The organism is Winogradskyella sp., from assembly GCF_003712105.1.
Classification (GTDB): Bacteria; Bacteroidota; Bacteroidia; order Flavobacteriales; family Flavobacteriaceae; genus Winogradskyella.
In genome coordinates this window covers 225,760-240,770 of the sequence record NZ_RHLG01000005.1, presented here as the reverse complement: position 1 = coordinate 240,770, position 15,011 = coordinate 225,760, and the positions used below count along the sequence as shown (strand labels likewise).

The 15,011-nt window shown below is 33.8% G+C and carries 10 protein-coding genes; 8 read left to right on the top strand and 2 right to left on the bottom strand.

Annotated features, from left to right (window positions below):
• Positions 1-10 precede the first annotated feature (10 nt).
• From ED556_RS12485 to ED556_RS12450, 8 genes are all read left to right on the top strand, one after another.
• Positions 11-1,441, top strand: a complete 1,431-nt coding sequence (locus ED556_RS12485) for an MFS transporter (protein WP_296324355.1) — start codon at positions 11-13, stop codon at positions 1,439-1,441.
• Between the two features lie 88 nt (positions 1,442-1,529).
• Positions 1,530-2,165 (top strand): hypothetical protein, encoded by a 636-nt coding sequence (locus tag ED556_RS12480; RefSeq protein ID WP_296324352.1) that lies wholly within the window; start codon positions 1,530-1,532, stop codon positions 2,163-2,165.
• Between the two features lie 56 nt (positions 2,166-2,221).
• Complete coding sequence (locus ED556_RS12475; RefSeq protein WP_296324350.1) at positions 2,222-3,643, top strand: MFS transporter; 1,422 nt, start codon at positions 2,222-2,224, stop codon at positions 3,641-3,643.
• 28 nt (positions 3,644-3,671) lie between these two features.
• Entirely contained in the window at positions 3,672-4,586 is a 915-nt protein-coding gene (locus tag ED556_RS12470) for a glycosyl hydrolase family 17 protein (protein WP_296324347.1), read from the top strand.
• Between the two features lie 123 nt (positions 4,587-4,709).
• Positions 4,710-7,997 carry a VCBS repeat-containing protein gene (locus ED556_RS12465; RefSeq protein ID WP_296324344.1) on the top strand — a complete coding sequence of 1,096 codons (3,288 nt, stop codon included), beginning with the start codon at positions 4,710-4,712 and terminating at the stop codon, positions 7,995-7,997.
• A gap of 203 nt (positions 7,998-8,200) precedes the next feature.
• Positions 8,201-10,003 (top strand): T9SS type A sorting domain-containing protein, encoded by a 1,803-nt coding sequence (locus ED556_RS12460; RefSeq protein WP_296324342.1) that lies wholly within the window; start codon positions 8,201-8,203, stop codon positions 10,001-10,003.
• 100 nt (positions 10,004-10,103) lie between these two features.
• On the top strand, positions 10,104-12,215 hold the full coding sequence (locus tag ED556_RS12455; protein WP_366663754.1) for a thioredoxin domain-containing protein: 2,112 nt from the start codon (positions 10,104-10,106) through the stop codon (positions 12,213-12,215).
• A gap of 70 nt (positions 12,216-12,285) precedes the next feature.
• A complete protein-coding gene (locus ED556_RS12450; RefSeq protein ID WP_296324339.1) occupies positions 12,286-13,290 on the top strand; it encodes a LacI family DNA-binding transcriptional regulator in 1,005 nt (334 codons plus the stop codon).
• A 39-nt stretch (positions 13,291-13,329) separates the two neighbouring features.
• Here ED556_RS12450 and ED556_RS12445 read toward each other — a convergent pair whose 3' ends face one another.
• Both ED556_RS12445 and ED556_RS12440 read right to left on the bottom strand, forming a co-directional pair.
• A complete protein-coding gene (locus ED556_RS12445; protein ID WP_296324336.1) occupies positions 13,330-13,713 on the bottom strand; it encodes a hypothetical protein in 384 nt (127 codons plus the stop codon).
• An 11-nt stretch (positions 13,714-13,724) separates the two neighbouring features.
• Complete coding sequence (locus tag ED556_RS12440; RefSeq protein ID WP_366663753.1) at positions 13,725-14,981, bottom strand: glycosyltransferase N-terminal domain-containing protein; 1,257 nt, start codon at positions 14,979-14,981, stop codon at positions 13,725-13,727.
• Positions 14,982-15,011 lie beyond the last annotated feature (30 nt).

The following is a 15,011-nucleotide window of genomic DNA, read 5'->3' as shown; positions in this document are numbered from 1 at the left end:
ATCAATAACTATGTCAAACCAAAAAACAGCTGCAGTAGATAAAGTGCCTTTAGGCCAAAAGGCTGCTTTCGGTGCAGGTCATTTAGTGCTTAACCTATTGCCTGGTGCATTAGGTGTATTCATGTTTTTCCTATTAACAGTTTTTGGAATGGACCCTGTTCAAGCTGGTATATTAGGAGGATTGCCACGAATTTTTGATGCCATTACTGATCCTGTAATGGGTTTTATATCAGATAATACGAGTTCAAAATATGGACGTAGAAGACCATATATATTCGCCGGTGCTATTCTTAGTGCTGTATTTTTCGTTTTGCTTTGGCAAATGGATGAAAATAATACTGCGACTTTTAATTTTTGGTATTTCTTAATAATGTCTTTAGTCTTTTTAATTGGTAATACCATGTTTGCTACACCTTTAGTAGGTCTTGGTTTTGAAATGACTACAGATTATAATGAACGTACCAAGTTAATGGCGTTTTCTCAAACCGTAGGTTTAATTGCTTGGGTTATTGTACCATGGTTTTGGCCTATGATACCAAATGAAAACCTTTTTGAAAGTCAGGCTATTGGTATAAGAACATTAGCACTATATGTTGGTTTAGGCTGTTTGCTTTTAGGATTACTCCCAGCTATATTTTGCCGAGGAATTGATGCAGGAAATATGGAAGACAGAAAAAAACTGTCATTAACTTCTATCTTTAGTAACCTCAAAGATTTAATAGCTAGTATTGGTGAAGCTGTAAAAAACAAACCATTTATGAAGCTTTGTGGCGCTACATTCTTAGTATTCAATGGCTATCAAATCGTAGCGTCTTTTAGTTTTTTCATCATTGTTTTTTATCTATTTAATGGTGATTATGGAGCAACAGGAACATGGCCGGCTTGGTTTGGTTCTATAGGTGCTTTGGTTTCCGCCTTCTTCGTAATTCCAATAGTATCTGCAATGGCAACTAAATGGGGTAAAAAGAAAGCCTTTATAATCGCAACGGCAATTTCTATTGTAGGTTATATTATAAAATGGTGGACTTTCACACCAGAAAATCCTTGGTTAATGTTTATTCCTATTCCGTTAATGTCTTTTGGTTTAGGAAGTTTGTTTACACTTATGATGTCTATGACGGCTGATGTATGTGATTTGGATGAATTGGTAAATGGTATGCCTCGTAAAGAAGGAACTTTTGGTGCATTGTACTGGTGGGTTGTAAAATTAGGCCAAGGTTTAGCATTGGTATTTGGAGGTCTTGTATTGCAATTTATTGGTTTCGATGGTGGTTTAGCAACACAATCTGAAGAAACTTTAGTAAGCCTTAGAATTGCAGATATTGTTTTTCCAGTAGTTACAGCAGCCTTAGCAATTTGGGTGATGTGGAAATACAGTCTGTCTGAAACACGTGCTAAAGAAATTAAAGAAGAACTTGAACAAAGACGTGGTAAACTATAAATTATTTGTAGAGTATGTCTAAAGTGTGAGTGTTAAGTAACAAATTATAAAAGGTAGTTTTTTTGCCTTTAACAAATACGAAATCAAAATGTCAACAAAGGAAATCATATTATTAATTGGAATTATTCTAATAATAATTGCAATATTAAGCAGTATAAAAAGAAAAGGCTCTGAGGCTAGATTAGTAAGTACTAAAGTTGGTGTACCATTAGGCATATTAGGTGTTTTAATGGTAATGTATACAAGTTATTCTGGTGCTGGATATAGTCATAGCCAAATTGAGCAAATTACAACGGGTAACAAGCTAGAAATAAGTGGTCCGGTGAATTCAGTTAAAGTAATTTCACCAATAGATCAGGATTCAGTGAACTGTCGTATTCTCACTATGGGCGTTTACCCTGAGAATCATAGTAAAGACATATGGGTAATGATTAGACCTACTGATGATAGATATTATCCACAATCCGATCATACAAATACATCTTATAAAAGAGATGGAGAATGGCAAGTAGTAACGCGTTTTGGAGGAGACTTAGGTGAAGCGTATGATTTAATTATCTATGAGGCAGATGCTTCCACATCTTCATTTTTTAGCTCCACTATTGAAAAATGGAATGAAGAAGAAAATTTCCCTGGTCTAAAGCTAGAAGAAATTCCATCAGGAGCTACAGAAGTAGATCGTATTAAAATTTACACTAAGAAAAACTGTAGAGGTGTTTTTTAATCAAATTTTTCAAACAACAACTATAAAGAAATTAATGAAGCATAATAGTAACGGTTATGTATCAAGGTAAAGTTCCTTTAGGCCAAAAAATAGCCTTTGGTATTGGCATGCTTGCCAATCAAATGTTTCCTGCAATCCTTGGGATTTTCATGATTGTATTAGTTGAAAGCCTTGGTTTTCCTGGATGGATGTGGGGAATTATATTTTTCTTACCACGAATATTTGATGCTATCACAGACCCTATAATGGGTTTCATTTCTGATAATACAAAATCTAAATGGGGACGTAGAAGACAATATGTCTTTATAGGAGCAATCCTAATGGGTATTTCGTATATCTTCATGTGGCAACTTTTTAAAGAAAACTCCTTACAATATAATTTCTGGTATTTCTTTTTATGGTCAATTGTATTTTACTTTGGGCTTACGATATTTAGTGTTCCATATGTTGCCATGGGTTATGAAATGAGTAGTGATTTTCATGAACGTACCAACATAATGGCAGTGGCACAATGGATAGGGCAATGGGCTTGGGTAATTGCACCATTATTTTGGATTATCATGTACGACCCTAATTGGTTCCCTTCAGCTGAAGTAGCTGCGAGACAACTAGCAGTTTGGGTTGCAATACCATGTGCTATATGTGCTATGGTTCCGGCACTATTCATTAAGAGTAAATCAACACTTAATGAAGATTATGAACCTATAGATATTAAAAATATCTCCAAGAGCTTAAATAAGATATTTTCGAGTTTTAGAGAAGCATTCAAAATAAAAGAGTTTAAAAAGTTATGTGTAGCTACCTTCTTTATTTTTAACGCCTTCAATACTGTTGCTGCACTAACATTTTTTGTAATAGTATATAAATTATTTAATGGCGACGCATCCGCAAGTGGGTATTGGGTGTCGTTATTTGGTTGTCTCGGTGCACTTGGTACTACATTTATCGTGATACCAGTTGTTACTTGGATGTCTAAAGTTTTTGGTAAGAGAAAGGCGTTCATGATCTCTCAAGGGATTTCTGTTATAGGCTATATTTTATTATGGTTTTTATTTATACCTGGTAAACCATGGATGTATATTATTGCATTGCCATTCTTTTCTTTTGGAATAGGCAGCTTGTTTACAATAATGATGTCAATGACAGCAGATGTCATTGATATAGACGAATTAAATACAGGCTTACGTCGCGAAGGTGTTTTTGGGGCCATTTACTGGTGGATGGTGAAAGTTGGTTTTGCTATTGCTGGTGGACTTAGTGGTCTTATAGTAACGTTAGTAGGATTTAATCCAGATTTACCAACTATAGAACAACAATCTGCTGTGGATGGTTTACATGCATTTTTCTGTTTCTTCCCAATGGTAGGAACTATTATAGCAATGTATGTTATGCGAGATTATGGTGTTACAGAACAACGAGCTGAAGAAATTAAAACACAACTTATAAAAAATAGAGAAAATTTAGTAACAGTTAAATAGAGTTACCCTAACAAATAAATAAAACAAAATGTCATATAGAGAAGGATACTATTTTAAAAAAGATGGCTATAGTCAGATAGCTACTCAAGGTATTGATTTATCAAAATATTCATTAGAAGAACTAAAAGCCCTATGGCGTAAAACGCTTGAAGACGGTATTCATGGTATATGCTTCAGCATGTACGAAGATGGTCAAAGACCTGGAGATGATATCAGTATGGAGCAAGTAGAGCGTCGTGTTAAAATTTTAAAACCATATGCTGGTGCTATTCGCTCGTTTTCTTGTATAGAAGGGAATGAGTTTGTACCAATAGCGGCAAAGAAGCATGGTATGAATACACTTGTTGGTGCCTGGTTAGGTGATGATAAAGAGGATAATGAAAGAGAAATTGAAGGACTAATTGCTTTAGCAAAAGCGGGTCATGTTGATGTAGCAGCAGTTGGTAATGAAGTGTTGTATAGAAATGACTTAACACTTGATGAGCTAATCGGTTACATAAGAAGAGTAAAAGAGGCTTTGGCAGGCCTAGATATTCCTGTGGGATATGTTGATGCGTACTATGAGTTTTCACGCCACCCTATTATAGTTGAAAACACAGATGTAGTATTAGCAAACTTATATCCATATTGGGAAGGTTGTCCAATCGAATATGCGTTAGGGCATATGCAAGCCATGTATGGTCAAGTCGTAGATGCGGCACAAGGAAAACCAATCATCATTACTGAAACTGGTTGGCCAAGTCAAGGTGGTGGTTTACGAGGTGCTATTGCTGGAGGAGAAGCAGCAATGAAATACTTTATAGATACTATAAATTGGACAAATGCCAACGATATTCCTATTTACTATTTCTCTTCGTTTGATGAGTCGTGGAAAGTAGGTCCAGAAGGCGAAGTAGGTGCATATTGGGGCTTATGGGATAAGCATGAGAACTTAAAATTTTAGTAAAACAATTATTATATTTTTTTAAAGCCTAATTGCTATATTAATGAATAGTAATTAGGCTTTTTTTAAGTTTTAAAGCGTCATAATTCATTATATTTACTAGTTATAAAAAGCCATTTGAGAATGAAGAGTATAAAACCGAATTTCCTATACATTACAACTCTATTTTTAATTATTAATTCCTGCAATAATTCCAAAAGAAATTTATATCCTGAAGAATTAGTTGGTGGTTTTAATTTGCTTCCAGCTGAACAAACAGGTATAGATTTTAATAATAAAATTAACGAGACTACTTATTTCAACCATTATTATTATAGTCAGATCTATGTAGGCTCTGGCGTAGCTATAGGTGATATTAACAATGATGGATTATCAGATGTGTTTTTTGGCGGTAATCAAGTAAATGATAGGTTATATCTTAATAAAGGTAATTTTCAATTTGAAGACATTACAAAAAAATCTAAAGTTGCAATAAACCCAGGCTGGACTTGGGGTGTTACTATGGCAGATGTTAATGCTGATGGTTATTTGGATATCTATGTTAGTCGCAACGGAACATCTGATAAACCTAAAGACCGTAAAAATCTACTATACATTAATAATCAAGATTTAACCTTTACAGAATCGGCGCAAAGATATGGTCTCGCCGATGTTGGGTTTTCAACTCAAGCCGTATTTTTTGATATGGATAATGACGGTGATTTAGATATGTATCAGGTAAATCAGCTTGCTGATAAAAAACTGTTATTGATTAATAAAATCCCAAGAAGTCAATTCAAATATTTCAGAGATCGCTTGTATAGAAATGAAAATGGAAGATATAGAGATGTGTCTGAAGAGGTAGGAATTTCTAGAGATGTTGCCTATGGATTAAGTGTTAACGCATCAGATTTTAATAATGATGGGTGGATGGACTTATATGTTGCAAATGATTATGCTGAGCCAGATTTTATGTATTACAATAATGGAGATGGCACATTTACTAATGTAATCAATGAGAAACTAAAACATATTACTCAATTAAGTATGGGCTCAGATACTGGTGATATCAATAATGATGGATTGATTGACTTAATCACTACCGATATGACTCCAGAAGATCATTACAGGTCTAAAACAAATATGGCCTCAATGAGTACAGAGGCTTTTAATACTATGGTTGAAGCTGGAGCTCATTACCAATATATGGCAAATACCCTACAGATAAATACAGGTCTAGGTACGTTTTCAGATATTGGTAATATGGCTGGTATGGCATATACAGATTGGAGTTGGGCGAGCTTACTTGTAGATCTTGATAATGATGGGTTAAAAGATATCTTAGTTTCAAATGGGATTAAAAAAGATGTAGATAATAATGACTATAGAAATAAAGTAAGGGATTTAAGTAAAACTGCAACTGCCGAAGATTTGTTTAAGTTGAGTAAAGAAACCCCTTCACAAGCTGTATCAAATTATGCGTTTAAGAATAAAGGGAATTTCAAATTCGAAAAAGTAGCTAAAAATTGGGGGTTTGATACACCGAGTTTTTCAAATGGAATGGCTTATGGCGATTTGGATAACGACGGTGATTTAGATGTAGTAACTAACAATATAGATGCTCCAGCATTTATTTATGAAAATAAAGCCAACGGTAATTTTTTAAAAATAAAAATTGTTGGTGATGGCAATAATAAATTTGGTATTGGCGCTAAAGCTAAAATATATCATAATGGAGGTGTCCAGATTGCAGAAAATACAGTTACAAGAGGTTTTATTTCTTCGGTAGAACCAGACTTATTCTTTGGGCTTGGGAAGGATACTGAAGTCGAAAGAGTTGAAGTTACTTGGCCTAATGGTAAAGTAAATATTTTTGAAGATGTAGAAGCTAATGAAACCATAACGGCAAATATATCAGATGCAAAGTCTGTGAATCTTTCAAAAGAAAATAAGAAAACATTATTTAAAGAAGTAGATTCAAAATCCATTGGTTTAGATTTTGAACACAAGGAAAATGAGTTTGATGATTGGCAAGAACAAATATTATTACCTCATAGATTATCACAAAACGGACCTTTTACAGCCACAGCTGATGTCAATGGTGATGGTTTAGAAGATATATTTATTGGCGGAGCCAAGGATCAATCAGGTATTTTATATACTCAAACTATCGAAGGTAAATTTTTATTAAATGTTTCTCAACCTTGGAAAGAAGATAGTATTTCTGAAGATTTAGGCTCTTTGTTTTTTGATGCAGATGGTGATGGAGACAAGGATTTATATATAGCAAGTGGCGGTAATGAATTTCAGGTTGGTAATAATGCTTTTAGAGACAGACTTTACATTAATGACGGAAGTGGTGTGTTTACAAAAAACTTAAATGCACTTCCAAATATAAAGCAGAGTTCGCAATGTGTTAAAGCTGCTGATGTTGATGGAGATGGAGATTTGGATTTATTTGTTGGTACTCGATTGATCCCAGGTAAATATACATTTCCAGCTACCAGTTATTTACTTTTAAATGATCAGGGGAATTTCAAAAAAGCTGACACGGAAATAGCGCCTGAATTAGAAAATATAGGTATGGTCACAGACGCAGTATTTACGGATGTTGATGGCGATAAAGATGAAGACTTAATTGTTGTAGGAGAATGGATGCAGATAAAGTTATTTAGAAATGAAAATGGAAAATATATAGATAAATCTGATGATTACAATTTGAATGATACCCGAGGTATTTGGTGGTCTATTACTGCTTCAGACTTAGATGGTGATGGTGACGATGATTATATCATAGGGAATTTGGGTAAGAATAATAAATTCAAAGCAAGCGAAGAACATCCATTCAAAGTGTACACTAATGATTTTGACAATAATGGAACTAATGATGTGGTTTTAGCTAAATTTTATAAAAATGATTATGTACCAGTAAGAGGAAGAGAATGTACAAGTGAGCAAATGCCTTATGTAGCAGAAAAGTTTGAAGATTATCACAGTTTTGCCTCATCCAAGCTTATAGATATACTGCCTGAAGATAAAGTAGATGACGCAGTAGTTTACGAAATTAAAAGTTTTGAAAGTATTATTTTAATTAATGAAGATGGCGAATTTATTATGAAATCATTACCGTCTGAAGGGCAAATTTCGCCCATAAAATCATCTTTAGTAATGGATGTAAATAATGATGGTTATAATGATATTATTACAGTAGGAAATCATTATGGAGTAGAAGTTGAAACCACAAGATACGATGCAGGATTTGGTGCTTTATTTTTAGGTGATGGTAAAAACAACTTCGAATTTATGCCTGCCACAGAAAGCGGTGTTTATATACCGTCAGATAGTAGGAATATAAATGTTGTAGAAAACCCAAATGGTAATCTTTTTGTTGTGGCAAATAATAACGACAAGCTTAAGTTGTTGAAAAATTAAAACATACTCTGATTCCTATGTTTAATGCTTGTTTTTATAACTTAATCGACGAATGGGCGTATAAATCAGACGTAAGGTTTTTCATAATGTAAAAACTACAAATAAATCGCCTTTGTATAGTTTTTGTATAGGTGCCGTAAGTAGAGATTTTTTATCAAATTGATGATATTTGATGTTCGTAATTAACTTAACACAAAAATTTTATGAAAAAAATTACTTTTCTATTAATTCTGCTAGTTCCACTTTTCGGGCTTTCGCAAGTCAACTTAGAAGATTTTGAAGGAGCTGTAAGTCAGTCTACAGCAAATGGCCTTGGTGGATTTGATGTAGTTACCAATCCTAACCCAAGTGGAATAAATACCTCTGCAAATGTTGGTAGAATTATTTCCTCATCTGCTGGTGACCCTTGGCAACAGGCAAACTTAATTATGCAAGATAACTTGATGGATTTAACATCGGATTTAACAGTAACTGTTGATGTATATTCAGAAGGTAACACCTTTAATTTGTTAGCTCGTGTATTTGACAATTTAATTGATACAGCACCTGATGCTACAGCCGCGGCTACTTACACTGATACTGACCCAGATTCATGGGTTACGCTTACTTTTACTTTTAATGAAATGTTAGATGGTCAGGCAACTGCAAATGGTGAATATGATCAAATTAGTTTCTTCCCAAATTGGGCAGGTAGTGGTGGTAATGCACCAAATCCAATATGGAATAACGGTACAGATTTCACCTTATACATAGATAATATAACTGCCGTAGCCGGTCAGGCATTGCCACTAGAGACATGTAATGATGGTATTCTCAATAATGGTGAGACAGAAGTTGATTGTGGTGGGCCAAATTGTGATGCTTGCCCTGTGCCGCCTGCTGCTGCTGCACCAGATGCGCCAGATCGTAATGCTCAAGATGTGGTTTCTATTTTTAGTGGAGAATATACTGATGTAGTATTTTCTGGAATTCAAACATTTGGCGGTGGCGCACTTACAAATATTACCATAGATGAACCAGATGATACTCGACGAGTAACTGCTGATGGAGCTGGTGGCGGTATTGGCTATGAATTTTTTGGAGTTCCAGGATTAGATTTAACTGATTATGATAGACTCGCTTTTGACGTTTATATTGAAGGTTCTTTAGAGCCTGGACAATTCTTAAAGTTATTACTTATAAATTGTCCTAATTCTGATTGTGCGGGTATTCCTCCTATAGAAACATTAGCAACTGTTGATGCTGCTGTAGGAGATTGGTTAACATTAGACTTAGATATTAGTACTTTTACTAATGGAACAGCAGCTAGAGATGAAATTAGAATCGTTCAAATTGCAACTGCTGGTGGTACTTCTGCTTTTGGTCCAATTTATTTCGATAATTTTTATTTCTATAGCTCTTCAGTTGTAAACGCTACCTGTGCTGATGCTATTCCTTTAGCATTAGATGGTACACCAGTACCTTTTGGAAATGTTGGTGCAGGAAATTCAGGAATAAGTGCTTCATGTGATAGTGGTACCGTAAATGATGTGTGGTACGAAGTAGTAGCGGATTCTAATGAACTTTTTATAGAATCGACTGCTCCTCAAGTTTCTGTATTTAGTGATTGTTCAGGTACAGAAATTGCCTGTAACCCTGGTACTAGTGCTATAACTGTGATGATGGGTAGTACGTACTACATCCGTTTAAATGATGATGGCACTACCAGAGCTCCGGGAACAGGATTTACTGTTAGAGCAAGTGGTTCTGCTTTCAGTACGAACGATTTTAATTTAGATAGCTTCAGAGTATATCCAAACCCATCAAATAGTACATGGACCATAGAAGGTGCAAATACTAATATCGATACTATCGAGGTGTATGATATTTTAGGAAAAAGAGTACAAACTCTTAGTCCTAATAGTCAAGAAGTAACAATTGATGCTGCTGGATTAAAAACAGGTATCTACTTAGCAAAACTATATTCTGGTGATGCTGTTAGAACACTTAAATTAGTTAAAAACTAAGATTTAATTTAGTTACAATATATTGAGGTCGTCTAGAAGTAGACGACCTCTTTTTTTCACCTGTTTTGTATTTTTATAAAAATTAATTCTATATATAATTTTGTCTATTTTAAAAAAATCACTCTTAGGCTTTGTCGTTCTTTTAATGCTTAGTTGCAATAAAAAGAATGAAGAGGTAAATACGCAGTTGGCTAATGATTTAATCAATGAAACTAGTCCTTATTTATTACAGCATGCTTATAATCCTGTAGACTGGAAAGCATGGAATAATAAGAGCTTAGAGTTAGCTAAATCTCAAAATAAACTCATTATTGTTTCTATTGGATATTCTGCTTGCCATTGGTGTCATGTCATGGAAGAAGAAAGCTTTCAGAATGATTCCATCGCAAAACTGATGAATGATAATTTTGTTAGCATAAAAGTCGATAGAGAAGAACGACCTGATGTAGATAAAATATACTTGAATGCCGTAGAACTAATGAATGGTAGTGGCGGATGGCCGTTAAACTGTATTACATTACCCGATGGCAGACCCGTTTTTGGAGGCACTTACTTTACAAAACGGCAATGGGCAAAGATATTAAAAGATATGTCTGAGCTTTATAAAAACAACCCTCAACGGGTTGTGGAGTATGCCACAAACCTTACTGAAGGCATTAAGAATTCTGAGCTTATTACCTTTAATACAACCCAAGAGGAATTTACTACCGATTTTCTAAGTTCAAATTTAGATAACTGGAAGACACAACTTGATACCGTTTATGGCGGCATTGATAAAGAGCCAAAGTTTCCATTACCAAGCCATTTGAATTTTTTATTGCGCTACAGTTTTCAAACTGAAAACGATGCCCTAAAACAATATGTGATGAATTCACTTGAAAAAATGGCTAATGGCGGAATTTATGATCAATTAGATGGCGGGTTTTCCAGATACTCAGTTGATAAAAAATGGCACATTCCTCATTTTGAAAAGATGTTATACGATAACTCACAATTAGTGAGTTTGTATGCAAAAGCATATCAATTAACTAAAAATGAATATTTCAAAACTGTCGTTACAGAAACATTAAACTTTATCGATAAAGAACTTTCAAATACTAAAGGGGCGTATTTTTCTTCTCTAGATGCAGATAGTAAAACCAAAGAAGGTGAAAAAGAAGAAGGTGCATTTTATGTTTGGACTAAAGACGAATTGAAACAAGTTCTAGGAGAAGATTTTGCATTGTTTTCTTCATATTATAATATAAACTCTATTGGTAGATGGGAGAAGGATAAGTATGTCTTGTATAAGACAAATACAGATGAAGAATTTTGTACATCGAATACTATTGAAATTTCTAACTTAAAACAGAAAATTGTTGCCTGGAAATCCAAATTATCAGATGCTCGAAATACAAGAGATAAACCTAATACAGATGATAAGATATTAACGTCATGGAATGCATTGATGTTAAAGGCTCATACTGATGCCTACAAAGTGTTTGGAGATGAAAGTTACTTAGAAAAGGCAATTGCTAATGCTGAATTTATAAAAGAAAATCAATTAACATCTAATGGCTCACTTTATAGAAACTATAAAAATGGGAAGTCCTCAATTAATGGGTTTTTAGAAGATTATACCCAAGTGATTTCTGCTTATATAAGTTTATATCAAGTCACCTTAAATGAAGACTGGTTGAACAGTTCAAAACAACTTACGGATTATTGTTTAAACAATTTCTTTGATCAAGAATCTGGTATGTTTTTCTTTAATGCAAAATCTGAAAACAATTTAATTACGAATAAAATAGAGACCATTGATAACGCAATTCCATCTTCAAACTCAGTTATGGCAGACAATTTATACAAGCTTAGTCATTACTATTCGGAAGAAAATTATGCAAACATTGCGAAGCAAATGCTTAATAATATGGTCGCTAATATCAAAAAATCACCTTCTAGTTTTTCAAATTGGTTAAATCTGTATCTTAACTTTTCAAATCCCTATTATGAAGTTGCCATTTCTGGAAAGGACGCTCATGCTAAGCTTAATGAATTTAACGCGTATTACCTACCAAATATTTTAGTAACCGGATCAACTAAAGAAAGTAGTATTCCTATACTTAAAAATCGTTATAATGAGGATGATACCTATATTTATGTATGTGTAAATGGTACGTGTCGATTACCTGTGAATTCTGTTGAAAGAGCAATTGTTCAACTTTTGAAATAAAAATATTAAACAAAAATCAAATAGTATAGTTATATTTGATTTTACTAGCTATAACTATAAAGATAAGCCTATGGTGACACTAAAAGAACTTGCCAAATTATTAAACGTATCCGTTTCCACGGTTTCTAAGGCGTTAAGTGATAGTAGTGAAATAGGTGAGGCTACAAAGCGTAGAGTTAATGAGTTAGCTAATCAATTAAACTATAAACCAAATAGAATAGCTCAGCAATTAAAGTCTAGCCAAACAAAAGTGATAGGAGTAATTGTTCCGAGCTTAGTAATTCCTTTTTTTGCTGAGGTCGTTCATGGTATTGAAAAAACACTTGGTGATAATAACTATGATATGACCATTTGTATTTCTAACGAAAGTTTAGAAAAAGAACAGAGAAGTTTTGATTTATTATCCTCTGGAAGTGTGGATGGTTTTATAATTGCCGTTGCAAGGGAAACTCAAGTAAAAAATGATTTTAACCATTTCAATGACTTAGGTAAATCTACACCTTTGGTAATGTTCGATAGAGTTGTTGCCGACGTAGATTGCAGCAAAGTGGTCGTAGATGACTATCAATCTGTCTACGACGCTACAAAGTATCTCATCGAAAAAGAAAATCGAGAACATATATTACTACTAAGTAATGTTGAAGAATTAAGTGTAGGTAAACATCGTATAAGAGGCTATACCCAAGCGATGGAAGAAGCACGGTTGACTCCCGAAATTTTAAAGCTGGGCAGAGAGAAAAACCCAAGACCTGTAATTTATAATTACTTAAATGAGCATACTAAAGTTGACGCTATTATTTCTATAGACCATATTACAGGTATAATGGCATTAAATAAATCTAAGATGTTAGGTAAAAACATACCAAAAGATATATCAGTAATTGGTTTTGGTTATGAAGATGCAAAGTATGTGTCAAGCCCAAAAATATCCGTCATAAATCAAAAAGGGTTTGAAATAGGGCAAAATTCAGCCAAGATGTTGCTGAACCACCTTAAGCCATCAAATGATGTTCCTTACGAAACGATAGTCGTTAAAAGCGAACTTGAACTAAATGATACAACAAAAAAGGTCTAGAATAATTCTAGACCTTTTTTAGTTTAAATCAAAAGACGATTAATTGCCTTTCTTCAATTTATCGATAGCGCTGTTTCCGGCATCTTTAGCTTTGTCAACCATGTCTTCTCCAGCTTTTATAGCATCATCAGTTGCTTTATTAACAGCATCTTTTGTATCATTCGCCATATTTTCGGCATCTTTTTTCAAATTATTTGCTGCTTCATTTGCTGCATCTTTTACATTATCTGCAACATCTTTGGCTGCATCCACAGTTTTGTCTGCTAGGTCTTTAGTGGCATCTTTTGTAGCGTTTACTGTGTTTTCTGTAGTGTTTTCAATGTCATCTCCAGCTTTATTAGCTTCCTCTTTTGTTTCTCTACACGATGTAAAAGATAACCCTACTAACGCACAAAGCGCTAAGCTCATTACGATTTTTTTCATTTGTTCACGTATTATTTAGTTAAATTGGTATAAGTACGGATATAATCTAATATTTGGACTACCGCGCCTTTATGTTCTGAAATAAATTCTGAACTTATTGCACCAAGCTTTAGTCTCAAATCTTTTGATTCTACTAGTACTTTTAAATTAAGACCCAATTCTGAGGTGTTAGTCACACTTTTAATACCGCCAAGATTAATTAAAGTCTTAGCTTCTGGAAACTTATCGTAATTCTTACCAATGATAATAGGAATTCCAAAAACCGCCGGTTCTAAAATATTATGTAAACCTGTCTGTCCTGCGGCGCCACCAACATAGGCAATATCTGCATAGCTGTATACACGACTTAGATAACCAATCGTATCTAAAATAAAGATGTTATATTCTGAAAGCTTTTTTCCTTTCATTTGAGAAAACCGAACAACAGTTCCTTCAAGCTGATTTTCTATTGAATCAATATAATTAGGCTTTATATTATGAGGAGCTATAATGTATTTCGCTTTACCTATGTTTGAATTTATAAAAGGAACAAATAACTCATCATCTGCGGGCCATGTGCTGCCAAACACTACAGTAGTTTTATCGTCTATAAATTCGTCTATAAACTCTATAGTATTATTGTCTTGGAGTTGTTCAGTAACTCTATCAAACCGTGTATCACCAGATACAGAAACAGATTTGTAACCATTATCAATTAAGATGTTTTTAGAGGCTTCATCTTGGGTAAAAATATGGTTGAACGAAAACAACGCCTTTTTCATATAACTTCCATACCAATTAAAGTAAGATTGATTTACTCTGAAAGTAGCTGAAATCAATAGCGTATGAATATTTCTTTTTTTAGCTTCTAAAAGCAGATTAGGCCATATTTCATACTTTACAAATAAGATTAAATCTGGTCGTACAAGATTTAAAAATTTATTCGCATTAGTGCTAGTATCAAAAGGCAGGTAAACGACAACGTCAACATCTTTTGTGTTCTTTTTTACTTCATACCCTGAAGGTGAAAAAAAGGACACTATTATTTTATGATTTGGGCATTGAGATCTTAGAGCTTTCAAAACAGGCAGACCTTGCTCATATTCTCCTAAGGATGCACAATGCATCCAAATTGTTCTATCGGTTTTAGATATTGAAGACTCAAGAATTTTAAACGTTTCTTTTCTTCCAATAACTCCCAGTTTAATTTTGTCATTAAAAAGAGAAACAGGTTTTAAAACCGAATTGACAATGTGTATCCCTATAGAGTAAAGTAATTTCAATAGCACTTATTTGTGCTAAAATACATTTCTTTTGAA

Bases quoted from the DNA above. Each gene is read 5' to 3' on its own strand.
- ED556_RS12450 (WP_296324339.1), top strand. From the start codon at position 12,286: ATGGTGACACTAAAAGAACTTGCCAAATTATTAAACGTATCCGTTTCC.
- ED556_RS12465 (WP_296324344.1), top strand. From the start codon at position 4,710: ATGAAGAGTATAAAACCGAATTTCCTATACATTACAACTCTATTTTTA.
- ED556_RS12480 (WP_296324352.1), top strand. From the start codon at position 1,530: ATGTCAACAAAGGAAATCATATTATTAATTGGAATTATTCTAATAATA.
- ED556_RS12475 (WP_296324350.1), top strand. From the start codon at position 2,222: ATGTATCAAGGTAAAGTTCCTTTAGGCCAAAAAATAGCCTTTGGTATT.
- ED556_RS12460 (WP_296324342.1), top strand. From the start codon at position 8,201: ATGAAAAAAATTACTTTTCTATTAATTCTGCTAGTTCCACTTTTCGGG.
- ED556_RS12470 (WP_296324347.1), top strand. From the start codon at position 3,672: ATGTCATATAGAGAAGGATACTATTTTAAAAAAGATGGCTATAGTCAG.
- ED556_RS12445 (WP_296324336.1), bottom strand. From the start codon at position 13,713: ATGAAAAAAATCGTAATGAGCTTAGCGCTTTGTGCGTTAGTAGGGTTA.
- ED556_RS12485 (WP_296324355.1), top strand. From the start codon at position 11: ATGTCAAACCAAAAAACAGCTGCAGTAGATAAAGTGCCTTTAGGCCAA.